Origin of the sequence: Nocardioides sp. GCM10028917 (assembly GCF_042666175.1) — a bacterium.
Classification (GTDB): domain Bacteria; phylum Actinomycetota; class Actinomycetes; order Propionibacteriales; family Nocardioidaceae; genus Nocardioides.
In genome coordinates this window covers 1-24,430 of the sequence record NZ_JBHTFL010000014.1, presented here as the reverse complement: position 1 = coordinate 24,430, position 24,430 = coordinate 1, and the positions used below count along the sequence as shown (strand labels likewise).

The 24,430-nt window shown below is 71.4% G+C and carries 25 protein-coding genes and 1 pseudogene; 15 read left to right on the top strand and 11 right to left on the bottom strand.

Annotated elements, in window-relative coordinates; genetic code table 11:
* The first annotated feature begins 27 nt into the window (after nucleotides 1-27).
* The 4 genes from ACFQW6_RS22385 to ACFQW6_RS22370 all read left to right on the top strand — a co-directional run bounded on the left by ACFQW6_RS22385 (nucleotide 28) and on the right by ACFQW6_RS22370 (nucleotide 3,315).
* On the top strand, nucleotides 28-834 hold the full coding sequence (locus ACFQW6_RS22385; RefSeq protein WP_378550824.1) for an ABC transporter ATP-binding protein: 807 nt from the start codon (nucleotides 28-30) through the stop codon (nucleotides 832-834).
* Nucleotides 835-863: 29 nt separating this feature from the next.
* Nucleotides 864-1,325: an NfeD family protein gene (locus ACFQW6_RS22380; RefSeq protein ID WP_378550822.1), complete on the top strand. Its 462-nt coding sequence runs from the start codon at nucleotides 864-866 to the stop codon at nucleotides 1,323-1,325.
* A gap of 69 nt (nucleotides 1,326-1,394) precedes the next feature.
* Nucleotides 1,395-2,543 carry an SPFH domain-containing protein gene (locus ACFQW6_RS22375; protein ID WP_378550820.1) on the top strand — a complete coding sequence of 383 codons (1,149 nt, stop codon included), beginning with the start codon at nucleotides 1,395-1,397 and terminating at the stop codon, nucleotides 2,541-2,543.
* Between the two features lie 10 nt (nucleotides 2,544-2,553).
* On the top strand, nucleotides 2,554-3,315 hold the full coding sequence (locus ACFQW6_RS22370) for a sulfite exporter TauE/SafE family protein (protein ID WP_378550818.1): 762 nt from the start codon (nucleotides 2,554-2,556) through the stop codon (nucleotides 3,313-3,315).
* A gap of 305 nt (nucleotides 3,316-3,620) precedes the next feature.
* On the opposite strand, the gene ACFQW6_RS22365 is transcribed toward ACFQW6_RS22370, so the two are convergent.
* On the bottom strand, nucleotides 3,621-4,634 hold the full coding sequence (locus tag ACFQW6_RS22365; protein WP_378550816.1) for an alpha/beta hydrolase: 1,014 nt from the start codon (nucleotides 4,632-4,634) through the stop codon (nucleotides 3,621-3,623).
* Nucleotides 4,635-4,710: 76 nt separating this feature from the next.
* On the opposite strand from ACFQW6_RS22365, the gene ACFQW6_RS22360 reads away from it, so the two are divergent.
* A complete protein-coding gene (locus ACFQW6_RS22360; RefSeq protein WP_378550814.1) occupies nucleotides 4,711-5,862 on the top strand; it encodes a PP2C family protein-serine/threonine phosphatase in 1,152 nt (383 codons plus the stop codon).
* Between the two features lie 3 nt (nucleotides 5,863-5,865).
* Here the strand turns inward: ACFQW6_RS22360 and ACFQW6_RS22355 are convergent, their stop codons facing one another.
* The 5 genes from ACFQW6_RS22355 to ACFQW6_RS22335 form a co-directional block, all read right to left on the bottom strand.
* Nucleotides 5,866-6,834, bottom strand: a complete 969-nt coding sequence (locus ACFQW6_RS22355; protein WP_378550812.1) for an ATP-binding cassette domain-containing protein — start codon at nucleotides 6,832-6,834, stop codon at nucleotides 5,866-5,868.
* A 3-nt stretch (nucleotides 6,835-6,837) separates the two neighbouring features.
* Complete coding sequence (locus ACFQW6_RS22350; RefSeq protein ID WP_378550810.1) at nucleotides 6,838-7,650, bottom strand: ABC transporter permease; 813 nt, start codon at nucleotides 7,648-7,650, stop codon at nucleotides 6,838-6,840.
* Nucleotides 7,643-8,455, bottom strand: a complete 813-nt coding sequence (locus ACFQW6_RS22345; protein WP_378550808.1) for an ABC transporter permease — start codon at nucleotides 8,453-8,455, stop codon at nucleotides 7,643-7,645. The genes ACFQW6_RS22350 and ACFQW6_RS22345 overlap by 8 nt, the downstream gene beginning before the upstream one ends.
* A 70-nt stretch (nucleotides 8,456-8,525) precedes the next feature.
* The gene (locus ACFQW6_RS22340; RefSeq protein WP_378550806.1) at nucleotides 8,526-9,050 is read right to left on the bottom strand and encodes a CAP domain-containing protein; all 525 of its coding nucleotides are present in this window, start codon (nucleotides 9,048-9,050) and stop codon (nucleotides 8,526-8,528) included.
* 324 nt (nucleotides 9,051-9,374) lie between these two features.
* Nucleotides 9,375-9,896, bottom strand: coding sequence for a YbhB/YbcL family Raf kinase inhibitor-like protein (locus ACFQW6_RS22335; RefSeq protein WP_378550805.1), 522 nt, complete (start codon nucleotides 9,894-9,896; stop codon nucleotides 9,375-9,377).
* Between the two features lie 49 nt (nucleotides 9,897-9,945).
* Here ACFQW6_RS22335 and cobA point away from each other — a divergent pair, with 49 nt between their 5' ends.
* Together cobA and ACFQW6_RS22325 are read left to right on the top strand one after the other, a co-directional pair.
* Complete coding sequence (gene cobA, locus ACFQW6_RS22330) at nucleotides 9,946-11,181, top strand: uroporphyrinogen-III C-methyltransferase (protein WP_378550803.1); 1,236 nt, start codon at nucleotides 9,946-9,948, stop codon at nucleotides 11,179-11,181.
* 37 nt (nucleotides 11,182-11,218) lie between these two features.
* Nucleotides 11,219-12,013, top strand: coding sequence for a TrmH family RNA methyltransferase (locus ACFQW6_RS22325; protein WP_378550972.1), 795 nt, complete (start codon nucleotides 11,219-11,221; stop codon nucleotides 12,011-12,013).
* A gap of 4 nt (nucleotides 12,014-12,017) precedes the next feature.
* Here ACFQW6_RS22325 and ACFQW6_RS22320 read toward each other — a convergent pair whose 3' ends face one another.
* Genes ACFQW6_RS22320 through def form a run of 3 tightly spaced genes read right to left on the bottom strand, consistent with a single transcriptional unit; the run spans nucleotide 12,018 to nucleotide 14,055 of the window.
* Nucleotides 12,018-12,623: a DedA family protein gene (locus ACFQW6_RS22320; RefSeq protein ID WP_378550801.1), complete on the bottom strand. Its 606-nt coding sequence runs from the start codon at nucleotides 12,621-12,623 to the stop codon at nucleotides 12,018-12,020.
* 15 nt (nucleotides 12,624-12,638) lie between these two features.
* Nucleotides 12,639-13,433 (bottom strand): TrmH family RNA methyltransferase, encoded by a 795-nt coding sequence (locus tag ACFQW6_RS22315; RefSeq protein ID WP_378550799.1) that lies wholly within the window; start codon nucleotides 13,431-13,433, stop codon nucleotides 12,639-12,641.
* Nucleotides 13,434-13,437: 4 nt separating this feature from the next.
* Nucleotides 13,438-14,055, bottom strand: a complete 618-nt coding sequence (gene def / locus ACFQW6_RS22310; protein WP_378550797.1) for a peptide deformylase — start codon at nucleotides 14,053-14,055, stop codon at nucleotides 13,438-13,440.
* 88 nt (nucleotides 14,056-14,143) lie between these two features.
* On the opposite strand from def, the gene ACFQW6_RS22305 reads away from it, so the two are divergent.
* Together ACFQW6_RS22305 and ACFQW6_RS22300 are read left to right on the top strand one after the other, a co-directional pair.
* The gene (locus ACFQW6_RS22305) at nucleotides 14,144-15,517 is read left to right on the top strand and encodes an acyl-CoA dehydrogenase family protein (protein ID WP_378550795.1); all 1,374 of its coding nucleotides are present in this window, start codon (nucleotides 14,144-14,146) and stop codon (nucleotides 15,515-15,517) included.
* Nucleotides 15,517-16,734: an acyl-CoA dehydrogenase family protein gene (locus ACFQW6_RS22300; RefSeq protein ID WP_378550793.1), complete on the top strand. Its 1,218-nt coding sequence runs from the start codon at nucleotides 15,517-15,519 to the stop codon at nucleotides 16,732-16,734. Before ACFQW6_RS22305 ends, ACFQW6_RS22300 begins: the two co-directional genes overlap by 1 nt.
* 92 nt (nucleotides 16,735-16,826) lie before the next feature.
* On the opposite strand, the gene ACFQW6_RS22295 is transcribed toward ACFQW6_RS22300, so the two are convergent.
* Nucleotides 16,827-17,114 (bottom strand): YiaA/YiaB family inner membrane protein, encoded by a 288-nt coding sequence (locus ACFQW6_RS22295; RefSeq protein WP_300044628.1) that lies wholly within the window; start codon nucleotides 17,112-17,114, stop codon nucleotides 16,827-16,829.
* Between the two features lie 97 nt (nucleotides 17,115-17,211).
* Here ACFQW6_RS22295 and ACFQW6_RS22290 point away from each other — a divergent pair, with 97 nt between their 5' ends.
* The 5 genes from ACFQW6_RS22290 to ACFQW6_RS22270 are packed head-to-tail and all read left to right on the top strand — an operon-like array spanning nucleotide 17,212 to nucleotide 21,948.
* Nucleotides 17,212-18,651, top strand: a complete 1,440-nt coding sequence (locus ACFQW6_RS22290) for a pyridoxal phosphate-dependent decarboxylase family protein (RefSeq protein ID WP_378550791.1) — start codon at nucleotides 17,212-17,214, stop codon at nucleotides 18,649-18,651.
* Nucleotides 18,652-18,674: 23 nt separating this feature from the next.
* The gene (locus ACFQW6_RS22285) at nucleotides 18,675-19,292 is read left to right on the top strand and encodes a hypothetical protein (protein WP_378550789.1); all 618 of its coding nucleotides are present in this window, start codon (nucleotides 18,675-18,677) and stop codon (nucleotides 19,290-19,292) included.
* Nucleotides 19,293-19,303: 11 nt separating this feature from the next.
* Nucleotides 19,304-20,740, top strand: coding sequence for a GuaB1 family IMP dehydrogenase-related protein (locus ACFQW6_RS22280; RefSeq protein ID WP_378550787.1), 1,437 nt, complete (start codon nucleotides 19,304-19,306; stop codon nucleotides 20,738-20,740).
* 1 nt (nucleotide 20,741) lies between these two features.
* Nucleotides 20,742-21,407 carry a sulfotransferase gene (locus tag ACFQW6_RS22275; RefSeq protein WP_378550785.1) on the top strand — a complete coding sequence of 222 codons (666 nt, stop codon included), beginning with the start codon at nucleotides 20,742-20,744 and terminating at the stop codon, nucleotides 21,405-21,407.
* Nucleotides 21,400-21,948 carry a nucleosidase gene (locus ACFQW6_RS22270; RefSeq protein ID WP_378550783.1) on the top strand — a complete coding sequence of 183 codons (549 nt, stop codon included), beginning with the start codon at nucleotides 21,400-21,402 and terminating at the stop codon, nucleotides 21,946-21,948. The genes ACFQW6_RS22275 and ACFQW6_RS22270 overlap by 8 nt, the downstream gene beginning before the upstream one ends.
* A gap of 297 nt (nucleotides 21,949-22,245) precedes the next feature.
* Here the strand turns inward: ACFQW6_RS22270 and ACFQW6_RS22265 are convergent.
* A pseudogene (locus ACFQW6_RS22265) lies at nucleotides 22,246-23,179 on the bottom strand (IS481 family transposase).
* 93 nt (nucleotides 23,180-23,272) lie between these two features.
* Between ACFQW6_RS22265 and ACFQW6_RS22260 the strand changes: the two are divergent.
* A partial coding sequence (locus tag ACFQW6_RS22260; protein ID WP_378550781.1) for a hypothetical protein occupies nucleotides 23,273-24,430 on the top strand: 1,158 nt, incomplete at its 3' end.

The window sequence follows — 24,430 nt, the reverse complement described above, 5'->3', positions numbered from 1 at the left end:
CGGCCGGTGCTGGATAGGGTGACGAGCATGGTCGCCGTCATCGAGTTCGCAGGGGTCACGGTGCGCCGGGGCCAGTCGCTGCTGCTCGACGACGTCAGCTGGATGGTCGAGGAGGACGAGCGCTGGGTGGTCCTCGGACCCAACGGCGCCGGCAAGACGACGCTCCTCCAGGTCGCCGCCGCGCAGATGCACCCGACCTCGGGGGTCGCCGGGATCCTCGACGAGGTGCTCGGCACGACCGACGTCTTCGAGCTGCGCCCGCGCATCGGCCTCACCAGTGCCGCGCTCGCCGACCGGATCCCGCGGTCCGAGCTGGTCAAGGACGTCGTCGTGTCCGCCTCCTACGGCGTGCTCGGCCGCTGGCGCGAGGAGTACGCCGACCTCGACCACGACCGGGCCGCGACCCTGCTCGCGGAGGTGGGCGCCGACCACCTGGCCGAGCGCACGTTCGGCACCCTGAGCGAGGGCGAGCGCAAGCGGGTGCAGGTCGCCCGGGCGCTCATGACCGACCCCGAGCTGCTGCTGCTCGACGAGCCGGCCGCCGGCCTCGACCTCGGCGGGCGCGAGGACCTGGTGGCGACGCTGTCCCAGGTCGCCCTCGACCCCGACTCCCCGGCGACCGTGCTGGTCTCGCACCACGTCGAGGAGATCCCGCCCGGGTTCACCCACGCCCTGCTGCTGCGCGAGGGCCGGGTCGTCGACTCCGGGCCGGTCGACGACGTCGTCACCGCCGAGTCGCTCTCGGAGACCTTCGCGATGCCGCTGCTGCTGAGCAGATCGGACGACCGCTTCGCGGCGCGCCGACGCCCTGCCGAGCGCGTCGTTCCCGCCTGACATCACGCCCCACTGGATAGGGTCGGGCCATGGACTGGATCCGCGACCACCTCTGGGAGACCTGGCTCGGTCTCTCGATCGTGCTCGGTGTGGCGGAGATGTTCAGCCTCGACCTGATCCTCGCGATGCTCGCCGTGGGAGCCGTGGTCGGGATGGTCGCCGCCATCATCGGCCTGCCGGTCGTCGTGCAGGTCCTCGCGGCACTGGCCGCGTCCATCGCCATGCTGGCCTTCGTCCGGCCGGCCTTCGTCAAGGGCCTCCGCAGCGGTCCGGAGCTCTCCCTCGGGCACGGCAAGCTGGTCGGCAACCGCGCGCTCGTCACCCAGGAGATCACCGGCCTGGCGCCGGGTCGCATCAAGGTGGGCGGCGAGCTCTGGTCGGCGCTGCCCTACGACGAGCACCTCAAGATCGCACCCGGCGAGACCGTCGAGATCCTCCAGATCAAGGGCGCGACCGCCTACGTCCACCCGGTGGGCACGCTCGAGCCCTGACCCGGCGCCGTACGCCGCTCACGACCGCTCCACCGCCAGCCACAGCACCACTCAAGATCGGGGGAACCCATGGGGACTGCTCTACTGGTCCTGCTCCTGCTCGTCGTCCTGTTCGTCGTCGTCATGCTCGCCAAGACGGTCCGCATCGTGCCCCAGGCACGGGCGGGCATCGTCGAGCGCTTCGGCAAGTACAAGGGGACGTTGCCGGCAGGACTCAACATCGTCGTGCCGTTCATCGACCGGCTGCGCTACCTCATCGACCTGCGCGAGCAGGTCGTGAGCTTCCCGCCCCAGCCGGTGATCACCGAGGACAACCTGGTGGTGTCGATCGACACGGTCATCTACTTCCAGGTGACCGACCCGGTGACCGCGACCTACGAGATCGCCAACTACATCCAGGCGGTCGAGCAGCTGACCATGACGACCCTGCGCAACATCGTGGGCGGCATGGACCTCGAGCAGACGCTCACCAGTCGCGACGAGATCAACACCGGCCTGCGGGGCGTGCTCGACGAGGCCACCGGCAAGTGGGGCATCCGCGTCAACCGCGTCGAGATCAAGGGCATCGACCCGCCGCCGTCGATCAAGGACGCGATGGAGAAGCAGATGCGCGCCGACCGCGACAAGCGCGCGCTCATCCTCACCGCCGAGGGTCAGCGCCAGTCGGCGATCCTGACCGCGGAGGGCAACAAGCAGTCGGCCATCCTCAATGCCGAGGGTGACCGGGAGTCGCTGATCCTGCGCGCCCAGGCCGACCGCGAGGCCGCCATCCTTCGTGCGCAGGGTGAGGGACAGGCCATCCAGACCGTGTTCCAGGCGATCCACGACGGGCAGCCCGACCAGTCGCTGCTCGCCTACCAGTACCTCCAGATGATGCCGAAGATCGCCGAGGGCAGCGCCAACAAGGTGTGGGTCATCCCCTCGGAGATCACGAAGGCCATGGAAGGCCTCGGCTCGTCCATCCACGAGATCGCCGGCATCCCGAAGGACGCCACCCCGCGCACCCGCGTGGACATGGGCCCCTCCGAGCCGCAGCTGCCGCGCGGGTCGGACGATCCGGAGACGCGGGCGACCAACGAGGCGGTGCAGGAGGCGATCGCCGCGGCCGAGAGCGCCGCCCGCCCGGGCAGGACCGCACTGTCGATCGACCCTGCGGCCACCGCCACCGGCACGCCCGGCACCGATCCCGCTGAGCCGGGAGCACCCGCCGGCCAGTGAGTCCAGTCGCATGAGTCCACTCGAGGCGGTGCTGATCGCCCTCGCGGGAGTGGCGGCCGGCACCATCAACACCGTGGTGGGGTCGGGAACGTTGATCACGTTCCCGACCCTCCTCGCGTTCGGCGTACCCCCGGTGACCGCCAACGTCAGCAACACCGTCGGGCTCGTCCCGGGCAGCATGTCCGGCGTCTTCGGCTACCGCCGGGAGCTCGCCGGGCAGGGAGCCCGCGTGCTCCGCCTGGGCACGGCCTCGCTGCTCGGCGGTGTCGCCGGTGCGCTGCTCCTGCTCCGGCTGCCGTCGTCCGCGTTCGACGCGATCGTGCCCGCGCTCATCGCCCTGGGAGTCGTGCTCGTGGTGCTGGGCCCGCGCATCCAGCGGTCCGTCGCCGCTCGCGCCGAGTCTCGCGGCGGCATCCCCGACCACGGCGTGTGGTGGGTGTGGCCGGCGGTCGCCGCTGCCGGCGTCTACGGCGGCTACTTCGGGGCGGCCCAGGGCGTGCTGCTGATGGCGATCCTGGGCATCGGCGTCGCGGACTCGATGCAGCGGCACACCGCCACCAAGAACGTCCTCGCCCTCATCGTCAACGCCGTCGCCGCGCTGGTCTTCATCGTCGTCGCCGACATCGACTGGACCGTCGCCGGTCTGATCGCGATCGGCTCCGTCATCGGCGGCCAGATCGGTGCGACCGTCGGGCGGCGCCTGCCACCCGTCCTCCTCCGCGCCGTGATCGCCACGGTCGGGGTCGTCGCGCTCGTGGCGCTCCTCGCCTGAGCGCGGCGCACACGGTCGTAGGTCGAAGTCTGCTCGTGCCAGGTACGAGCGATGTGGAAGTCAGTGACGCCGCCACTGCACTGGGCGCCGCCGACCCCGCAGCTGGCTAGACCGGGCATCGAACCGGCCGACGGTGGACCTACCCTCGTGGAGAGGTGGTTGTCATGGTGTTCTGGTTGTTCCTCGCACTGCTCGTCGCCTTCTTCGCCTGGGCGTCCTGGGTCATCCGGAGGCGGAACCAGACCCCAGCGTCGCGAGACACGCCGCATGACCCCACCATCGGCGGTCCCATGCGTGGAGACGGCTCATGACGGCGAGGCGCGACCCGCTCTAGGAGCCGACGCCGGTCGCTCCGACGCCTCCTCCACCCACGCGTCGAGCCACGTGCCGATCGCGTCGTACGCCTCCGCACGCACGGCGGGCCGCGACAGGACGACGTCGTGGATCGCGCCCTCGATCGCGATCGAGGTGACGTGCGTGCCGACCGACGAGGCCCAACGGCGGATCTGCTCGACATCGAGCACGATGTCGTGCGTGGCGGCGGTCTCCTCGGTCTGCTCGCCGAACCACGACCGGGCGGATGAGAGCACGAGGCTGGGGGAGTCGATGCCGAGACCGGCGTGCAGCAACGCGTGACCACGTCGGACGGCGCGCAGCCACCCGACGTAGATGGGGCGGGAGTCCAGCGGCTTCCAGCCCAGGTCGTAGTCCCACTCGCCGGCGTGCTCGTGGTGCAGCGAGCGGCCGTAGACGGTGCTGACCCGGCGCGGGATCTCCTGCATCGGCCGGCTGGCGCCGAGACGCTCGATCGCCAGCCGCGTCGCGGGGCTGCGCATCCACGCGGCGCCCTGCATGTCGAACCACGGTGAGTTGAGCACCATCGCCGTCAGCTCGGCCGGCCGTCGCTCCTTCAGCCAGAGCGGGACCGTCAGGCCGCCGGTCGAGTGGCCCGAGGCGATGACGTCGCGGTGCCCGTCGCGCTGGGTGATCCGCCACCACGCCAGGTCGAGCTCGGCGAAGTACTCACCGAGGTCGGCGACGTAGTGCGGGGTCTGGTGCTCGCGCAGCGACCGGCCGTACTTGCGGAGGTCCAGGGCGTAGAACGCGTAGCCCCGGTCGGCCCACCACCGGGCGTACTCGGTGTGGAAGAAGTAGTCGGCGAAGCCGTGCACGTGCAGCACCGCACGCCCGTTGGGGTGCTCGGGGAGCAGCGTCACGAGCGTCGCGACGACCGGGCCCTCGGGATCGGGCGGGAGGGAGATCGTCTCCACCCGGAAGTCAGGTCCGAGGATGTCGGCCTGCAGCGGGACCAGAGCCATGTGACGAGCCTATCGATCGTCGCTGACTTTCCCGGTTCCGCCTCGGCGAAGGTCTGTCGAGCCCTACCCTTTGCCGGTGTCGAGTGCTGCGGGGAGTGTGCTGCGCGGAATCGCGTCGTACGTCCAGCAGCGCGTCGAGGGCTGGCGCACCGGCTCGCGCGGCAGCCAGGCATTTCTCCTGCTGGTGTTCGTCGCCCTCGTCGGCGCGGCCGTGGGCATCGGCGAGCTGGCCAGGGTCATCGTCCCGGTGTCGCTGTGGTTCCTCGTCCTCATGCTCGGCCTGATGCTGCTGCGGTTCGTGCCGCTGCTCCTGCTCATCGTGGTGCTGGGGGCCGCCGCCTTCTGGACGTCGGTCGAGACCGGCTTCGCCACCCCCAACCGCGAGTCGGCGCTGTTGATCCTCGCCGTCGGCGTGCTTCTCGCGATCTACCAGTCGAGCCGCCAGCGCTCGGGCCTGCCGATGGCGTTGAGCGAGGCGGTGCTGACCGAGCTGCGGGACCGGCTGCAGCGCCAGGGCGTGGTCCCACCGCTGCCTCACGGCTGGCGCTCCGAGTCGGCGACGATCACGGCCAACGGCCCCAGCTACGCCGGCGACTTCCTCGTCGCCGACCTCCGCGAGGGTCGGTGGCTGGAGATGGCGCTCGTCGACGTGTGCGGCAAGGGCACCTCCGTCGGACCGCAGGCGCTGCAGTTCGCCGGCGCGCTCGGCGGCCTGATCGGCGCCCTGCCGCCGGCCGAGCTGATGGCGGCCGCCAACCACTTCCTGCTGCGCCAGGAGTCCGACGAGTCGCTGGCGACGGCCGTGCACCTCAAGATCGACCTGGTCACCGGCGACTACACGATCACCAGCGCCGGGCACCCGCCGGCGCTGCACTGGCACCTGAGCCAGCGGGGATGGGCCATCGACAACGCGCGGGGCATGGCTCTCGGCGTGATCGACGACGCCGAGTTCACCCCGAGCCGCGGTCGGCTGCGCCCCGGCGAGGCGCTCATGTTCTACACCGACGGCGTCATCGAGTCCGCCGACCGCGACCTCGACGCGGGCATCGACTGGCTGCGTCACGCCGCCCTCCAGGCGGTCGAGACCCGCGGGTTCACCGGCATGCCGAAGCGCGTGCTCAAGAAGGTGCCGCGCGGGGACGACGACCGCGCCCTCCTCGTGCTGGAGCGGCAACCGCTGACCTCGCCCGAGCTCCACTCGGAGCGGGCTCGCAGCCTCGGTGTGTGAGGCTCACACGCTGCGCGAGTAGAGCTCGCGGATGACGTCCTCGATGTCCGGCTCCTGGATCGACAGGTCCGCGACGTCGTACGACGCAGCGACGGCCGCCACGACGGGCGCGGCGCTCGCCTCGGCGGGGAACGACAACCACTGGCGCGGACCCTCGACCCGGCGCACGACCGCACCGAGCACCTCGATCGGGGGCGCCTCGTCCACCAGGTCGACCACCAGCGTGCGGGTCGAGCCGCCCTGCTCGTGCAGCCCGGCCAGCGGGCCGTCGAAGACCGAGGTGCCGTGGTCGATCACGATCACCCGGTCGCACAGCGCCTCGATGTCCTGCAGGTCGTGGGTCGTGAGGACGAGGGTGGTGCCGCGCTCGTCGTTGAGCGCGCGGAGGAACTCGCGCAGGCGACCCTTGCTCACCACGTCCAGGCCGATCGTCGGCTCGTCGAGGTAGAGCACCTCGGGGTCGTGCAGCAGCGCCGCGGTGATGTCGCCACGCATCCGCTGGCCGAGGCTGAGCTGGCGCACCGGGGTGTCGAGCTGGTCGCCGAGGTCGAGCAGGTCGACGAACCGGTCGAGGTTGTCGCGGTAGCGCGCGGGTGCGATCCGGTACATCTTCTGCAGCAGGTCGAACGAGTCGCGCAGCGGGAGGTCCCACCACAGCGTCGACCGCTGGCCGAAGACCACCCCGATGCGACGCGCGAGCTCGACGCGGTCGCGACTGGGGTCGAGGCCGGCGACCCGCACCTGCCCACCGGTCGGCACGAGGATCCCGGTCAGCATCTTGATCGTGGTCGACTTGCCGGCGCCGTTCGGCCCGATGTAGCCGACCATCTCGCCGGCCTCGACGGAGAACGTCAGGTCGTGCACGGCCAGCACGGTGTCGCGGACCCGGCGGCGGCGCCCCTCGACCCGGCGGCGTACGTCGAAGGTGCGCTCGAGGTCGCGCACGTCGATGAGTGGCTCGGTGACGGACATGGGTCAGCTCCCCGTGGAGGTGTAGTGGCGGACGCCGGAGCGCCACACGAGCAGGGCGGCGGCCATGGTCAGCACGCCCGCGACCGGCGAGAGGAACTGGAACGCCTCCGGCATGCCGGTCGGGTCGGAGCGGCCGAGCAGGAAGAGGCAGGGGTACCAGTTGACGAACGCGACCGGGATCACGAACGTCAGCCCGACCAGCACCTCGCGCGGGAAGATGTTGAGCGGGTACTGCGTCACCGTGGCGCCGCCGTAGGTGAAGGCGTTGGCGAACTCCGTGGCGTCCGTCGTCCAGAACTGGACGCACGAGAAGCCGACGAAGAGCCCGAAGAACACCAGTCCGCCGCTGACGAGCATCGACACGGCCACCAGGACGCGCACCGGGGTCCAGTCGACGGAGGTGCACGCCCACCCGAACACGATGGTCGCCTGCGTCAGCCGCCCGAGCCGGCGCAGCGTGAACTGGTCGGCGCACACCTGCACGAGCAGCGGCACCGGCTTGGTCATCATCTGGTCCAGCCGGCCGGTGCGGATGTAGCTGCCGATGCGCTCGACGCTGCCGATAGCGGTGTCGGCGACCGCCAGCGCCAGCGACGCGCTGCCGTAGAGCAGCGCCACCTCGGGGAGCGTGAAGCCCGCGAGGTCGTCGAGGTGGGCGAACATGATCCACAGGCCGACGAAGTCGAGACCGGTGATCAGCCCGTTGCCCACGGCGAGCAGCACGAACGAGGTGGGGTACTGCCATGCCGCGCGGACCCACAGCCAGGCGATCTGCAGGTACGAGCGTAGGTGCAGCGCCGCCGCCGACTCAGCCACCCTGGACCACCACCTTGCGCGTGGCCAGGCGCACCACGCCCTGGCAGGCGGCCAGCAGGACGACGGCCCACATCACCTGGAAGCCGAGGGCTGCCACCAGGTCGGCGCCCGTGTGCTTGCCCAGCCAGATGTCCGCGGGCACCTGGACGTACGACGCCCACGGCAACGCCTGGGCGAGCGTGCCGAGCCATCCCGGGAACAGCACGAGGGGGAGCATCATCCCGCTGAAGAAGATCGCGAAGGCCCCGCTCATCACCTTCACGCCCGACTGGTCGAGCAGCCAGAAGGCGGTGCTCGCGACGAGGAAGCGCATCGCGAAGCTCACCACGACCGCGAGCACCAGCGACACCGCGAAGGCGAGGGCGGTCAGAAGGGAGGAGGGAAGGGCGATGTCGAAGACGACGTAGCCGATGACCGTGGGCCCGAGCCCCCGGGTGAGGAAGTGGTACGTCGCCCGGCCGAGGTCGCTGGCGAGGTACCACCCCACCAGCCCGACGGGCCGGTAGAGGTCGATCGCCACGTCGCCGGTGCGGATCCGCTCCGCGAGGTCGTCCGTGGTGCCGCCGCCCCAGATCGCGACCGTCATCAGCAGCGCCTGGCCGAGCCAGACGTACGTCACCGCGTCCTGGGCGTCGTATCCACCGGCGGTCGGGTTCGCGTCCCAGAGTGCGAGGTAGGCGTAGGAGTAGATGATCCCGAAGACCGAGTTGGTGAAGATGCCCGCAAGCGTCGCGGCCCGGTAGGTGGAGTAGCGGCGGAACGCGCGGGTCGCGACGGCGACGTGCAGCACCGGCTTCCCCCTCACGCGTGTTCGATCCCCGGCCCACCCACGAGGGGGCCGGGGATCGTCTCACATCGCAGGGGTGCGGTGCACCTCAGCCGTGGCGGACGAGGTTGACCACACCGATCGTGCGCCCCTGGGCGTCACGCGTGATGGCTACACCGGCGCGCTTGGCGCGCGGGCTCAGCAGGATCTCCCGGTGGCCGGGGGAGTCGAGCCACAGGGAGACCATGGTCTCCGGGCTCAGGTTCGTGCCCCGGACGAGCGTCTCGCCGGCCCAGGAGTTGTCGCACTTGCGGATGACCTCGCGCTGGTCGCGGTGCGCCAGCACCCCGGTCCGGGCGATACGGGCGCCCCACTGCTCGGCGAGCTGGTCGGTGCAGACGTCGAAGGTCCGGATCTCGCGCAGGCCGTGCTCGGCGCGCGCCTCGTTGATCCGGACCATGAGCGCGTCCTCGAGCTGGTCGCTGCTCGCGTCGGTCGCGACGACGGAGGCGGTGCGGGGCACGGCCCACGTGGTGGCCTCCGCCGCGGTGGCACCTCCCGCCGTCACAGCGGCGACGGCGGCGGCGGCGACGCCGAGGCCGGCGAGGCGCGAGAGGGAGCGAGAGTGCTGCACGGGGGTGTCCTCCGGCGGAGATCCGCGGTTCGGGGGTTGAGCAAATCTTGATGGAATCTGCTGGAACTTGACGTTGACCCTAAGTAAAGGGTCCGACTGATGTCGAGTTCTCGACGGTTGGCCGCACTTCATGCGGAACGTTTCATCAATTTTTGGCAGGTCTTCTGTCGGATCACATGGAAGCGGCTTGATGGTTCCTGCCGGGCGAGAACGCGAAAAAAGAGACCCGTGGTCTGGACCTCTCGGTCCGGAACACGGGTCTGCTGGGATTGGAGGGACAGGTGTGACCGGTGGGGCGCGGAATGCGGATGCGCCCGGGCGTGGTCAGTGCTGGTAGGTGCCGTGCAGGATCGCGCGGCCCAGCGTCTTGAAGGCCAAGTTGAAGGAGACCACCGCGTTGGAGGCATCCGCGTCGACGCCCAACGTGGCGTCCTTCACCGCGTGCACCACGAAGAAGTAGCGGTGCGGGTGGTCGCCCTGCGGGGGTGCTGCCCCCATGAAACCGGCGTCACCGCCGTCGTTGCGGACGTGGAAGGCGTTGCCGGGCAGGTCCCCCGATGCCGCGCCGGTGGGCAGGGAGGTCACGTCGGCCGGGATGTCGACCAGGCTCCAGTGCCAGAAGCCGCTCGGGGTCGGCGCGTCCGGGTCGAAGCAGGTCACCACGTAGGATTGGGTGCCCTCCGGCGCCCTCGACCAGCTGAGCTGCGGTGAGGTGTTGCCGCGGTCGGCCACCTGGTCGTCCTTGAGCGGTGCGCCGTCGGTGACGTCCTCGCTCGTGACGGTGAAGGACTCGGTCGCGGGCAGGTAGTCGTAGGGATTGGGGGCCACGGGTCGCTCGATGCTCATTCCTCGAACGTAGCCACCTGCCTGCGCGCCCGAAAGGGACAATCGGTGCATGACCGATCGCGGTGCCGCCCCCCATCCCTACCTGGCGGGGCTGGTGCTCACCGGTCGGAAGGTCGTGGTCGTGGGCGGCGGGCACGTCGCGCAGCGCCGCGTCTCGGGGCTGCTCGGTGCCGGCGCCGACGTGACGGTCGTCAGCATCGACGTGACCCCGGCGCTCGAGGGGCTCAAGGGCGAGCTGACGCTCGTGCTGCGCGAGTTCGCCGAGAGCGACCTCGACGGCGCCTGGTACGTCGTCGCCGCGACCGACGACCCCGCGGTGAACGCGCGCGTGGTCGCGGCCGCCGACGCCCGCCACACCTTCTGCGTCCGCGCCGACGACGCGCTCGGCGGCACCGCGTGGACCCCGGCGGTGGGCCACCACGGCACGGTGACCGTGGGGGTGCTGGGCAACCGCGAGCCGAGGAAGTCGGCCTCCCTGCGCGACGACATCGTCACCGCGCTGCGCGACGGGCACCTGTCGGCGTCCGACGCGCTCGACCGCAGCCCCGGCGTCGTCCTCGTCGGCGGCGGACCGGGCGAGCCGGAGCTCGTCACGGTCGCGGCCCGCCATGCCCTCGCGACCGCCGACGTCGTGGTCGCCGACCGGCTGGCGCCGCGCGAGCTCCTCGACGAGCTCGGTCCCGACGTCGAGCTGATCGACGTCGCCAAGCTGCCACGCGGCCGGTCCGCCTCCCAGCAGACGATCAACGAGGTGATCATCGACCGGGCGCGGGCCGGCAAGCGGGTGGTGCGCTTCAAGGGAGGCGACAACTTCGTGTTCGGCCGCGGCTACGAGGAGCTGCTGGCGTGCGCGGCTGCCGACGTGCCCGTCACCGTCGTCCCCGGGCTCAGCTCCGCCATCGCCGTGCCGGCGCGGGTCGGCATCCCCGTGACCCACCGTGGGATCGCCCACGAGTTCACCGTCATCTCCGGGCACCTCCCGCCCGGCCACCCGCACTCGCTGGTGGCGTGGGACGCGGTCGCCGGCCTGCGGGGCACCCTCGTCCTGCTGATGGCGGTCGACAACGCGCCCGCGATCGCGGAGGTCCTGCTCGCCGGCGGGCGCGACGCCGCGACTCCCGTGGCCGTCATCGTCGACGGCACCATGCCGACCGAGCGCACGGTCCTGAGCACCCTCGGCACTCTGGCCGCTGACCTGGTGGCCCACCGTGTCGTCCCGCCCGCGATCATCGTGGTGGGCGAGGTGGTCGCCGTGGCACGTCCGGCACACTACGGGCGTGGCTGACCCCGACCCGACCGACCGGACCGGCGTGCGAGGCGGGATCGTCGAGCTGGACGACCCCGACGACCCGCGGCTGGCCGACTACCGCGACCTGCGCGACGTCGAGCTCCGCAAGAGCCTGGAGGCCGAGCACGGCCTCTTCCTGGCCGAGGGTGAGAAGGTGGTGCGCCGGGCGATCGAGGGCGGTCACGAGGCGCGGTCGTTCCTGATGGCCCCGCGCTGGCTCGACGGCCTCGGCGACGTGCTCGACCGCAGCTCCGCGCCCTGCTACGTCCTGCCCGAGGCGCTCATCGAGCAGGTCACCGGCTTCCACGTCCACCGCGGCGCGCTGGCGTCACTGCGTCGGCGGCCCCTGCCGCCCGTGGGTGACGTGCTCGCTGGGGCACGATCGGTGCTGGTGCTCGAGGACCTGGTCGACCACACCAATGTCGGTGCGGTCTTCCGGTCCGGCGCCGCCCTGGGCTTCGACGCCGTGCTGCTCGCACCGCGGTGCGCGGACCCGCTCTACCGCCGCTCCATCAAGGTCGGGATGGGTGCGGTGTTCTCCACCCCGTGGACCCGGCTCCCCGACTGGTACGACGCCCTGCCGGACCTCTCCCGACGCGGCTTCACGACGGTCGCGCTGACCCTGGGACCCGACTCCGTCCCCATCGAGGAGGCCGTCGCCGGCGTCGATCGCCTCGCCCTCGTGCTGGGGTCCGAAGGGCACGGCCTGTCGTCACGCTGGGAGGCCTCGGCCGACCGCCGTGCCGTGATCCCGATGGCGGCCGGCATCGACTCCCTCAACGTCGCGGCGGCCAGTGCCGTGGCCTGCTACGCCGCGGCCCGCCGCTGACGGATCAGCCCAGGCGGTGCCGCAGCCGGCGGGCAGCCACGACGACCAGGGCGATGCCGATGAGCACGTAGACCACGTTGCTGACCGGGCCGACGTACCCCTCGACGACGTGCCACTGCTCCCCGAGCTCGTAACCGGCCACGATCAGCGCTGCGTTCCAGACCAAGCTTCCCGCGGTCGTGAAGACGCAGAAGCGCAGCAGCGGCATCCGGTCGATGCCGGCGGGGATCGAGATGAGGCTGCGGACGCCCGGCACCAGCCGACCGACGAAGACCGCGGTCCGCCCGTGCCGGCCGAACCAGGCCACGGCCCGGCGGACGTCCTGGGCGTGCATCAGTGGGATCCTGTCCGCCAGCGCGCAGATGCGCTCGAGCCCCCAGGCCGCGCCGAGCCAGTAGAGGACGAGCGCCCCTGCCAACGAGCCCGCCGTCGCCCAGGCGGTGGCGGCGAGGACGGTGTAGTAGCCCTGGCTGGCGGTGTAGCCGGCGAGCGGCAGCACCAGCTCGCTCGGGACCGGTGGGAAGACCGTCTCGAGGGCGGTGGCGAGGCCCACCCCGGGGGAGCCGACGGTGCGCATCACGAGCACGACCCAGTCGAGCACTGCCTCCACGTCGTACGCCGTCCCTCAGCCGCGCTGGCGCAGCGACTCGTGCAGGACGATCGAGCCGGCCACGGCGGCGTTGAGCGACGACGCGGTGCCGACCATCGCGATGGCGACGACCTCGTCGCACGCGGACCGCCACCCCGAGGACAGGCCGTGGGTCTCGTTGCCGACGACGATCACCACCCGCCCGCCCAGGTCGGCGTCCGCCAGAACACCGCCCTCCTCGTCGGTGCCGACGATGCGGTAGCCGTGGGCGTGGGCGTGCTCGACGACCGGGCCCGGGCCGGGCACGCGCAGCACCGTCAGGGCGAACAGCGAGCCGGTGCTCGCGCGCACCGCCTGCGGGTCGTAGGGGTCGGCGGCGTGGCCGGTGACCACGAGCGCGGAGGCGCCGAAGGCGTCCGCGGACCGGGCCAGCGTCCCGATGTTGCCGGGGCTCGTGGGGCGGTCGAAGACCACGACGGGACCGTGCCGCCGCCGCGAGTCCTCCAGGCGCGCGACGCCGTCGTCGGGCATCTCGACGACCGCGACCAGCTCGGCCCCCTCCTCGCGACCACTGAGCCGGGCGTGCAGCTCGGGAGAGAGCAGCACCCGTTCGGCGTCCGTCGTCGTCCAGAGGCCGTCGGACCACGTGGAGGCGGCGCCGTCGGCGCGGAGCAGGGCGCGCACGGTCCAGCCCTCCTCGACGGCCCGGGTGATGGGGCGGACGCCCTGCACCAGGAACTCACGGTTGCGGTGGCGCTTGGAGCGATTGGTCAGGAGCGCCTCCCACTGCTGGAAGCGGGCGTTCTCCCGGGTGATGCGGAGCTCGTGCATCGCCTCAGCCGACCGCGTCGGCGGGCCAGGACAGCGGGTAGTCCTCGGCGGCGGCGTCATGCTTCTTGGTCAGCCGCTTGCGCGACTTCGACGACAGGCGGTCGCCGAAGACGGTGCCGAGGGTGTGGTCGGTCTCGTGCTGCAGGCACCGGGCGAGCAGTCCGTCGCCCTCGAAGGAGACCGGCCGGCCGTCGAGGCCCTGGCCGTCGACGCGCGCCCAGTCGGGACGGGGGCAGGGCTCGAAGGAGCCGGGGAAGGACAGGCAGCCCTCGTCGTCGTCCTCGAGGCGGCGGTCCTTGCCCTCGGGGAGGGTGAGCACCGGGTTGCACACGACCCCGACGGTGCGCACGCCCTCGTCGTCGGGGCAGTCGAAGACGAACATCGCGACGTCCTCGCCGACCTGGCACGCTGCGAGACCGACCCCCTCGGCTGCGTACATCGTCGCCACCATGTCGGCGGCGAGCGCGGCCAGCGCGTCGTCGTACGTCGTGACCGCTGCCTGAGGGCGGTGCATGACGGGCGTGCCCCACCGCGTGATCGCGCGCACCGTGCCACCCTCGGGGAGGGCGCCGTGGGGCGCCCGGAGATCGGGTGTGGTGTCAGTCGGCTGCTCGTCTGGCATGCGGGCGATCCTAACGAGAGGGGCGCGGGTGGCACGCACAACGGGAGGGCCTCTGGCCAACGGTGTAACTCAGAGTTACAGTTTCGCCATGACCTTTCTCAGCAACCTCCGGCCGGGCGGGCGCCACGGGTTGTCGTCGCGGGAGGCCCGCGACGCGATCGGTCTCGTGGTCGCCGGGGTCAGCCGGTTGGCGCAGAGCGACCTCATCGACCGGGTGGGCCTGCGCAAGCAGGCCGAGCACGCGGTGTACTCCACCACGCGCAACGGATTCCGGGTGGCGACGGCCGCCGGACGCACCTTCGCCCGCGCCGGTCGGCGCACCGCCGGGGCCCGTCCCGCCAACGCCGCGTCGCGCGGCGTCTTCGACCTCACGCCGACCGACGACGAGGCCATGCTCCTCGACGTGGTCCGGGAGCTGGCCACCGAGGTGCTGCGGCCCGCCGCCTCCGCCGCGGACGAGGCGTGCGCGCCACCGGCGGACGTCCTCGCCGCGGCCCAGGACGTCGGCCTGCCCGCCCTCGGTGTCCCCGAGGAGCTCGGCGGGATCATGGAGGAGCGCTCGGCCACCGCCGGGGCCCTCGTCGCCGAGGCCCTGGCGCACGGCGACATGGGGCTCGCCGTCGCCACCCTCGCCCCGGGCGCCGTGGCCACCGCGATCGGGCTCTGGGGGACCGAGGCCCAGCAGCAGACCTACCTGCCCGCGTTCACCGGCGACGCCGCGGGACCGGGCGTCCCCGCCGCCGCGCTGACGCTCGCCGAGCCGACGGTGCTCTTCGACCCCTTCGAGCTCTCGACCACGGCCCGGCGCGACGGGGACGGCTTCGTCATCGACGGGGTCAAGTCGGCCGTCGTCCGCGGTGCCGACGCCGAGCTCTTCGTCGTGGCGGCGATGCTCGACGGCACCCCGGCGCTGTTCCTCGTCGAGTCCGGCGCCGAGGGGCTGGAGGTGGAGGCCGACCCCTCGATGGGCGTGCGCGCCGCCGGGCTGTCGCGCCTGCACCTCACCGGCGTACGGGTGGGCGCCGACGCGCTCCTCGGCGACACCGACGGCACAGCGTACGCCGAGTGCGTCCGCCTCTCGCGCCTCGCGTGGTGCGCGCTGGCGGTGGGCACCGGGCAGGCGATCCTCGACTACGTCAAGGACTACGTCAACGGGCGCGAGGCGTTCGGCGAGCCGATCAGCCACCGCCAGTCGGTCGCCTTCATGGTCGCCGACATGGCCATCGAGGTGCAGGCGATGCGCCTGCTCACCTGGAAGGCCGCCTCGCGCGCCGCCCGCGGCCAGGACTTCGCACGCGAGGTCGGCCTGGCCCGGCAGCTGTGCACCGAGAAGGGCATGCGGATCGGCCTCGACGGGGTCCAGCTCCTCGGCGGGCACGGCTTCGTCAAGGAACACCCGGTCGAACGGTGGTATCGCGATCTGCGGGCCGTCGGCGTGATGGAAGGCGCGGTGCTTGTCTGATGATCAACCTGGAGACCCCCACGAAGCACGCGACGCTCATCGACCAGGCCCACCAGCTGGCGATGAACATGCTGCGGCCGATCTCGCGCAAGTACGACCGCGCCGAGCACGCCTACCCCAAGGAGCTCGACATGCTCGCGGCGCTGATCGACGGCGTGTCCGAGACCGGGGCGAGCAGCGGCGCCGGCGCGGGCGGCGTACGACGGGACGCCTCCGCCGAGGACGAGACCGACACGGTCCGCAACGGGGCCAACCTCGCCTCGGTCCTCTCCGTCGCCGAGATGTGCTGGGGCGACATCGCGCTGCTGCTGTCGATGCCCCGCCAGGGCCTGGGCAACTCAGCGATCGCGTCGGTCGCCAACGAGGAGCAGCTCGAGCGCTACCGCGGCACCTGGGCGGCGATGGCGATCACCGAGCCCGGGACCGGGTCGGACTCCGCCAACATCACCACCACGGCGGTCAAGGACGGCGACGAGTACGTCATCAACGGCGAGAAGATCTACGTCACGTCCGGCGAGCGCGCCGACTCGGTCGTGGTGTGGGCGACGCTCGACAAGGAACTCGGTCGCGCCGCGATCAAGTCCTTCCTGGTCCGCAAGGACAACCCGGGCATCAAGGTCGAGCGGCTCGAGCACAAGCTCGGCATCCGCGCCTCCGACACCGCGGTCATCACCTTCACCGACTGCCGCGTCCCGGCCGAGGACCTGCTCGGCTCGCCCGAGATCGACGCGAAGTCGGGCTTCGCCGGGGCGATGGCCACCTTCGACAACACCCGCCCGCTGGTCGCCGCGATGGCCGTCGGGTGCGCCCGCGCGTCGCTCGACCTGACCCGGGACCTGCTCGAGCAGGCGGGGGTGCTGATCGACTACGACCGCACCGCGCAGTCGCAGTCGGCGGCCGCGGCGACGTTCCTGCGGCTCGAGGCCGACTGGGAGGGCGCCAAGCTGCTGATGATGCAGGCGGCGTGGATGGCCGACAACCGCAAGCCCAACTCGCTCGAGGCCTCGATGGCCAAGGCGAAGGCCGGGCGCGTCGGGTCCGACGTCACGCTGTCCTGCGTCCAGCTGTGCGGCACCCTCGGCTACAGCGAGGGCGAGCTGCTGGAGAAGTGGGCCCGCGACTCCAAGATCCTCGACATCTTCGAGGGCACCCAGCAGATCCAGCAGCTGATCGTCGCGCGCCGGGTGCTCGGGTTGACGAGCGCCGAGCTGCGGTAGCGATCCTGCACACGCGCCGACCGGGCACTTCGTTGCGACGAAGTGCCCGGTCGTCTGTTGCGGTCTGGCAACGAAGTGCCCGGTCGGCGAGGTCAGGAGACCGACTTGAAGGGGTCGTGCTCGGAGAGGATCCGGTCGACGCGGGCCTGGTCGATTCGGGAGACCACGTAGGAGTCCTCCTGGGCGTCGCGGACGCACTTGGCGAGGGTGAAGCTCGACGTCGTGAGGAACATCGTCCCGAGCCCGAGGAAGGCGCGGATCCACGGGTCGACGGGGAGGTAGAAGATCGCGAAGATCATGGTCAGCAGCGCGACGGCGAAGGAGACGCCGGCCTGCAGGAAGAAGGCGTTGGTGTTCTTGGTCGGGGTCGAGGAGGTCATGGGTCAACCGTCGCCCGCCGCCGGCCGGGCCGGACCCGCAGACCTACCCGACCACCGTTGAGCACGGGCACTCAACCGTTCCGAGTACGTTCTGCCCATGCCCGACCAGCCAGCCCACATGACGCCCGAGGAGTTCCGCCGCCACGGGCACGCCGCCATCGACTGGATCGCCGACTACTGGGCCTCCCTCGACGACCTGCCCGTCCGCGCCCAGGTCGAACCCGGCGACGTACGTCGCCTCCTGCCGACGTCGGCCCCGGAGGACGCCGAGCCGTTCGACGCGGTGCTGGCCGACCTCGACCGCGTCGTCGTGCCCGGGCTCACCCACTGGCAGCACCCGCGGTTCTTCGCGTACTTCCCGGCCAACTCCTCGCCGGCCGCGATCCTCGGTGACCTCCTCTCCAGCGGCATCGGTGCGCAGGGGATGATCTGGGCGACCAGCCCGGCGGTGACCGAGGTCGAGCAGGTGGTGCTCGACTGGTTCGCCGAGGCGCTCGGGCTGCCGGAGGCGTTCCGCAGCGACGGGCCGGGCGGCGGCGTCATCCAGGACACTGCCTCCACCGCGACCTTCACCGCCCTGCTGTCCGCCCTGCACCGCGCCAGCGGGGGCGACGTACGACGTCACGGCGTCGGCGACGTCGGGTGGCGGGTCTACGGGTCCACGCAGGCCCACTCGTCGCTGGTGAAGGCGGCGATGATGGCCGGCCTCGGCGAGGACGCCGTGCGCACGATCGCCGTCGACCCCGTCACGCAGGCGATGGACGTCGACGCGCTGCGCACCGCGATCGCCGACGACACCGGGGCGGGGCTGCGACCGGTGATGGTGCACCTCGCCGCCGGCAGCACGTCGACCGGCGCGATGGACGACGTCGCCGCGGTCGCCGAAGTCGTGCGCGACACGGGCGTCTGGCTGCACGTCGACGCCGCCTGGGCCGGCGTCGCCGCGGTCTGTCCGGAGCACCGTGGCCACCTCGCCGGCGTCGAGCATGCGGACTCGTTCGTCACCAACCCGCACAAGTGGCTGCTGACGACCTTCGACTGCAGCACCTTCTGGGTGCGCGACCGGGCCGCCCTGACCGGCGCGCTGTCGATCCTCCCGGAGTACCTCCGCAACGCGGCCACCGAGTCGGGCGAGGTCGTCGACTACCGCGACTGGCACCCGCAGCTCGGCCGGCGGTTCCGCGCGATCAAGCTGTGGGCGGTGCTGCGCACCTATGGGCTGGAGGGCCTGCGCCGGCACGTCCGCAGCGGTGTCGCGCTCGCCGAGCACGTCGCCGAGCTGGTCGCCGCCGACGACCGCTTCGAGATGGTGACCGAGCCGTCGCTGTCGCTGGTGGTCTTCCGGCTCGCCGCGGGCGACGAGCCGACTCTGGCGGCGATGGAGGCCGTCAACGCCTCGGGCGAGGCGTACCTCTCGCACACGACGGTCGAGGGCCGGGCCGCGATCCGGCTCGCCGTCGGCAGCTGGCGCACGACCGAGGCCGACGTCGACCGCACCTGGCGAGCGCTGCAGCGGGCGGCGTCCGCTCAGGACTGACCCGGGCTGGCAGGGTGGGCGGCATGAAGCTCTTCGCCGACACGCCGCTCCGCCGCACGCTGCAGGTGGTCGCCGACGTCCTGTTCGTCGTGTGGCTCGTGCTCTGGGTCTGGATCGGCATGGCCGTCCACGACGGCACCGAGCAGCTGGCGGCACCCGCCCGCCAGACCGACTCCGCGGCGACGTCGATGGCCGAGGAGCTGCGCGACGCCGGCGGCCGGCTCGGGGAGGCACCGCTCGTCGGCGACGAGCTCGCGGTCCCGTTCGACCGCGCGGCCGACGCCTCCGACGGGCTGGCCGCGGCGGGGCGCGACACGGTCGAGGCCGTGGAGCGGCTGGCGCTGCTGCTCGGCCTGTCGGTGGCGCTGATCCCGATCCTCATCGTGTCGGCGATCCACCTGCCCCTCAGGTGGCGCTTCATCCGCGAGGCGACGGCCGGCGCGAGGTTCATCGACGCGTCCGAGGACCTCGACCTCTTCGCCCTCCGTGCACTGGCCAACCAGCCGATGCACGTGCTGGCGAGGGTGAGCGACGACCCGGCGGGTGCCTGGCGCGAGCGGGACCCCGACGTCGTACGCCGTCTCGCAGCGCTCGAGCTCGCAGACGCCGGGCTGCGCCCGAAGCACCTGCCGGCCGCGTAGAGTCCAGACACGTGCAGTTCCTCGACGGCGCAGCGCCGCCCCACGACCTGACCTACGACGACGTCTTCATGGTCCCGCGCTCCTCATCGGTCGCGAGCCGCTACGACGTCGACCTCGCCACCGACGACGGCACCGGCACGACCCTGCCGCTGGTCGTGGCCAACATGACCGCGATCGCGGGCCGGCGGATGGCCGAGACGGTCGCCCGGCGCGGCGGCATCACGGTGATCCCGCAGGACATCCCGATCCCGGTGGTCGCCGACGTCGTCCGGTGGGTCAAGCAGCGGCACCGCGTCTTCGACACGCCGATCGAGCTCCGACCCGACCAGACGGTGGCCGAGGCGCTCTCCCTGATCCCGAAGCGGGCGCACAAGGCAGCGGTCGTGGTGCAGGAGGGCCGCCCGGTGGGGGTCGTCTCGGAGGCCGACTGCGCCGACGTCGACCGTTTCGCCCAGGTCTCGGCCGTGATGAACCAGGACGTCGTCACCGTGTCGGTGGGCACCGACCCCCGCGAGGTGTACGACGCGATCGAGCGGGCCAAGGCGCCGCTCGCGGTCGCGGTGTCCGACTCCGGCGAGCTGGTGGGCGTGCTGACCCGGCTCGGCGCGCTGCGCGCCACCCTCTACACCCCGGCCGTCGACACCTCCGGGGGCCTGCGGATCGCGGCCGCGGTCGGCGTCAACGGGGAGGTCAAGGACCGGGCGGCGGAGCTGCTCGCGGCGGGCGTCGACTGCCTGGTCGTCGACACCGCCCACGGCCACCAGGACCGGATGGTCCAGGCCCTGCAGGCGGTCCGCGCCCTGTCGCCCGACGTACCGATCGCCGCGGGCAACGTCGTCTCCGCCGAGGGCACCCGCGCGCTGATCGAGGCCGGCGCCGACATCGTCAAGGTCGGCGTCGGGCCTGGTGCGATGTGCACCACGCGGATGATGACCGGCGTCGGCCGGCCGCAGTTCTCCGCGGTGCTGGAGTGTGCCACCGCCGCGCGCGAGCTGGGCAAGCACGTGTGGGCCGACGGAGGCGTACGCCACCCGCGGGACGTCGCGCTGGCGCTCGCCGCCGGCGCCTCGTCGGTGATGATCGGCTCGTGGTTCGCGGGCACCCACGAGTCGCCGGGCGACCTGATGCTCGACGTGGACGGCCGCCCGTTCAAGGTGTCGTTCGGGATGGCCTCGGCCCGGGCCGTCGCGAACCGCACGTCGGGGGAGTCGTCGTACGACCGCGCCCGCAAGGGCCTGTACGAGGAGGGCATCTCGTCCTCCCGGATGTACCTCGACCCCGACCGCCCCGGCGTCGAGGACCTCATCGACCAGATCTGCTCCGGCGTCCGGTCGGCCTGCACCTATGCCGGTGCGACCAGCCTCGCGCAGCTCCACGAGCGCGCGCTCGTGGGCGTCCAGTCCGCCGCCGGCTTCCACGAGGGCCGTCCGCTCGAGAAGTCGTGGTGACGTGCACGAGCTGAAGCACGTCTTCGTGATGACGTACGGCAGGTCCGGCTCGACCCTGCTGATGGGCATCCTCAACTCGATCCCCGGCTGGCTGCTGCGCGGCGAGAACCGCCACGCGATGCGCCACCTCTACGACTTCCACCGCAGCGGCCTGACCGAGAGGGCGCGCGTCGACCCCGCCCGTGCGAGCCGGCCGACGCACCCGTGGTTCGGCATCGAGGCGTTCCCCGAGGCGGCCTCCCTGCAGCACATCCGCTCGCTGGCGGAGGCGACGCTGCTGCGTCCCGAGCACGGCACGAGGGTCACCGGCTACAAGGAGATCCGCTGGTACGACGAGGACCTGCCGGACTACGTCGACTTCCTGCGCCAGGTCTTCCCCGGCGCCCGCTTCGTGGTCAACACGCGCAACCTCGAGGACGTCGCGGCCAGCAACTACTGGACGCACAAGGACGACCCGCTGGCGCAGGTCCGCGCGATCGAGGACAAGATCCTCGCCACGTCGGCCGGGCTGGGTGACGCCGCCTACCGGGTCCACTACGACGACTACGTCGCCGATCCCGAGGTGCTGCGCGGGCTGTTCGACTGGCTGGGCGAGGTATACGACCCGGACCGGGTCGGGTCCGTGCTCGCGACGCCGCACTCGCGCCGCGGCAACCACCGTGACTGACCACGTCCTGGTGGTCTCGGCGACCGCCGCCGAGGCCGCCCACGTCCCCGCCGACCTGCCGCTCGTCATCACCGGCCTCGGCAAGACCGCGGCCGCCGCCGCGACCGCCCGCGCGCTGGCGTCGTACGACGACCTCGCCGGCCTCACGGTCGTCAACATCGGCACGGCGGGAGCGCTGCGTCCCGGCCTCACCGGGCTGTTCGAGCCCGGCACGGTGCTCAACCACGACATCAGCGCCGACCTCATCCGCGCGCTGGGCTACGACCCGCAGGAGCTCCTCGAGGTGGGCGACTCCGACATCGTCCTCGCCACCGGCGACGTCTTCGTCAGCGACCCCGCCGTCCGCGACGCCCTCGCCCAGCGCGCGCACCTCGTCGACATGGAGGGGTACGCCGTCGCCTGGGCGGCCCGCGAGGCCGGCGTGCCCGTGCGGCTGGTCAAGCACGTCTCCGACACCGCCGACGAGTCCGCGCTCGACTGGCCGTCGATGGTCGAGGCCTCTGCCCTCGCGCTGGGGGAGTGGTTGCGCCACCTGGTCTGACGCGGTCCCCGGCCCGCTGGTTGAGGAGGGACGACGTCCCGTCACGAGACCGGCCGCTGTCGACCGATGACGGACCCGAGCCTCGGCTCTGACTCGAAGTTCGCTCGCGCCATGTACGAGCAAAGTGGAAGTCCGCGCGCCTGCCGGCGCTGGTCGAGGAGGGACGAAGTCCCGTCGCGAAACCCGCCACGCGCTGGTTGAGGAGGGACGAAGTCCCGTCACGAAACCACTCTGAGAAAGGGTGGCAGCAACCGTCCACAGCCCATGGCTACTGTCGGTTGTGTAACTGACGGACGCCTATGACAGTGGGTCTGCGACTTTCTGTCGTAGGCGTTCGTACGGTGTTTGGCCGTCGAGTGCGCCGTGAGGGCGATCGTAGTTGTAGTAGTCCTCCCACTCCTGGAGTCGTGTCTCGAACAGGCGGGCATCGTCGATGACTTCACCCTCGAGGAGTCGGTAGAACTCTTCGGAGTCGATGCGGTGAGATCTCTCCACCTTGCCGTTTAGACGTGGCGTTCGAGGCTTGATCTTGATGTGGCCGATGCCTTTGTCGATCAGATGCCAGTGGAACGCAGAGCCGAACTCCTGGCCGTTGTCGGTCTGGACCTGGTCGACCGCGAACGGGAGCTTGGACAGCACGTGGTCGATGAACGCGATCGCGGTCTGCTGGTCGTTGCGGGGATAGGCACGCAGCACGCGAAGCCGGGTGCAGTCGTCTATCGCGGTGTGCTGGTAGTAGCGCTTCTTCCGGCCCTTCTGACCCAGGGGCTCGATGAACTTCACGTCGACTTGCAGCTGGTGGCCCGGGCGCTGCTTCTCGTAGCGCTTCCAGCGGGTCTCGCGTCTCTTTTAGCGCTGTGAGGCCGGCAGCCGGCCCACGCCAGCTTTGTGAAGGATTCGCCACACGCCTGAGGGGCTGATCTTGATCTGGTGGTACCGCTCCAGGTACATCGCGATCTTCTGGGGCCCGAAGTGATAGCGCTGACGGAGCCACAAGATCTTCTCCACGACCTCGGCGTTGGTCGCTTTTGGTGAGCTGTGCGGTGCGCTTGAGCGGTCCTTCAGGCCCTCGAAGCCTTCGTCCTCGTAGCGCTTGAGCCACCTTGTAGTAGCAGGTCCGACTGATGCCGTAGTAGCGGCAGGTCGCGGAGACGCTGCCGCTAACTTCCTCGACGTGTTTGAGCACTGCGAGCTTGTGCTTGGCCCGCCGTTCCAGTTCCCGTTCTGTCATACAGGTCTCCTAGGGATCAGAGACCCGAACTGTCAACGACGTCCGTCAGTTTTAGAATGGCTGATGTCTGTGGTCGCCGATAGAATCGAACACATGATCGAGACGCTGGCAGGGCCGCAGGCAGGTGGGGTCGATGACCTCACCGGTCGTGACCTGCTTGCCTCGATCCGCGAGCGTCGCGCTGCGGAGGACCGTGCCGCAGCCGACGTGCTGGTGCTCGCCGCCCGGTGGGCCGACCTGCATCCGCCGGAGTCGATCCACGACGCGGCTGCATTCACCGTGCCGGGTTGTGAGCACGAGGAGCCCATCGCGGGCGACGGTACTCCGCTGGTCGCGGAGTTCTGCCTCGCGGAGCTCGGCGCCGTCCTCGGCATCTCGACGACTGCGGCGAAGAAGCTCGTCGGCCACGCCCTCGAGCTCCGCCACCGCCTCCCACGCTTGTGGGCACACGTCCAGACCGGCCTGGTCCCGGCGTGGCGGGCCCGCACGGTCGCGGAGGTCACCATCCACTCGGCCCCGGCGCTGACGGTCGAGGCTGCGGCGTTCGTCGACGCGCAGGTCGCCGCGGTCGCCGGTCGGATCGGTGCGGCGCAGCTGGACCGACTCGTCGCCGAGACCATCAAGCGCTACGACCTCGCCGGACGTGATCCGGCCGCGGATCCGGAGGACGGCTACCTCCACGTCGACCCGCGCCACGCCACCCTCCACGACGACGACGTGCACTACGCCGGCACGATGCGCTTCGAGGCCGAGCTCGACATCGCCGACGCCCTCGACCTCGACCGCGCCCTCGCGCACGGTGCCGCCAGCTTGAAGGCCCTCGGGTCGACGGCCCCGCTCGGCGCCCGCCGCGCCGCCGCTCTCGGCGATCTCGCTCGCAGCCAGACAGCGCTCGACCTCCACACCCAGGGCGCCACCGGCGTCCGCGACGTCGACGGCTTGCCCGCCGCCCGCGAGGTCGTGCTTCATGCCCACTTCGACGCGTCCCTCGACGGGCTGGCCACCGTGTTCAGTCCGACCGGACGGATGGAGGAAGGCCAGCGCCTGCTCCTCCTCGACCAGGTCAAGGACTGGTGCTCCGACTCCCGCACGAAGGTCACCGTGAAGCCGGTGATCGACCTCAACGCCGACCTCTCCACGCCGGCGTACGAGGTGCCGGACCGGATCCGCGAGCAGGTCATCCTCAGGGATCGCAGGCGGAATCTAGGTAGTCACGCAACACCGGATGTGTTCGTGGTCTGGGACAGTATC

Excerpts from the sequence above, each read along its gene's own strand:
- ACFQW6_RS22365 (WP_378550816.1), bottom strand. The coding sequence starts at position 4,634 with ATGGCTCTGGTCCCGCTGCAGGCCGACATCCTCGGACCTGACTTCCGG.
- def (WP_378550797.1), bottom strand. The coding sequence starts at position 14,055 with ATGCCAGACGAGCAGCCGACTGACACCACACCCGATCTCCGGGCGCCC.
- ACFQW6_RS22335 (WP_378550805.1), bottom strand. The coding sequence starts at position 9,896 with ATGAGCATCGAGCGACCCGTGGCCCCCAATCCCTACGACTACCTGCCC.
- ACFQW6_RS22290 (WP_378550791.1), top strand. The coding sequence starts at position 17,212 with ATGCCCGACCAGCCAGCCCACATGACGCCCGAGGAGTTCCGCCGCCAC.
- ACFQW6_RS22305 (WP_378550795.1), top strand. The coding sequence starts at position 14,144 with ATGACCTTTCTCAGCAACCTCCGGCCGGGCGGGCGCCACGGGTTGTCG.
- ACFQW6_RS22295 (WP_300044628.1), bottom strand. The coding sequence starts at position 17,114 with ATGACCTCCTCGACCCCGACCAAGAACACCAACGCCTTCTTCCTGCAG.
- ACFQW6_RS22285 (WP_378550789.1), top strand. The coding sequence starts at position 18,675 with ATGAAGCTCTTCGCCGACACGCCGCTCCGCCGCACGCTGCAGGTGGTC.
- ACFQW6_RS22300 (WP_378550793.1), top strand. The coding sequence starts at position 15,517 with ATGATCAACCTGGAGACCCCCACGAAGCACGCGACGCTCATCGACCAG.
- cobA (WP_378550803.1), top strand. The coding sequence starts at position 9,946 with ATGACCGATCGCGGTGCCGCCCCCCATCCCTACCTGGCGGGGCTGGTG.
- ACFQW6_RS22380 (WP_378550822.1), top strand. The coding sequence starts at position 864 with ATGGACTGGATCCGCGACCACCTCTGGGAGACCTGGCTCGGTCTCTCG.
- ACFQW6_RS22375 (WP_378550820.1), top strand. The coding sequence starts at position 1,395 with ATGGGGACTGCTCTACTGGTCCTGCTCCTGCTCGTCGTCCTGTTCGTC.
- ACFQW6_RS22385 (WP_378550824.1), top strand. The coding sequence starts at position 28 with ATGGTCGCCGTCATCGAGTTCGCAGGGGTCACGGTGCGCCGGGGCCAG.
- ACFQW6_RS22355 (WP_378550812.1), bottom strand. The coding sequence starts at position 6,834 with ATGTCCGTCACCGAGCCACTCATCGACGTGCGCGACCTCGAGCGCACC.
- ACFQW6_RS22370 (WP_378550818.1), top strand. The coding sequence starts at position 2,554 with ATGAGTCCACTCGAGGCGGTGCTGATCGCCCTCGCGGGAGTGGCGGCC.
- ACFQW6_RS22315 (WP_378550799.1), bottom strand. The coding sequence starts at position 13,433 with ATGCACGAGCTCCGCATCACCCGGGAGAACGCCCGCTTCCAGCAGTGG.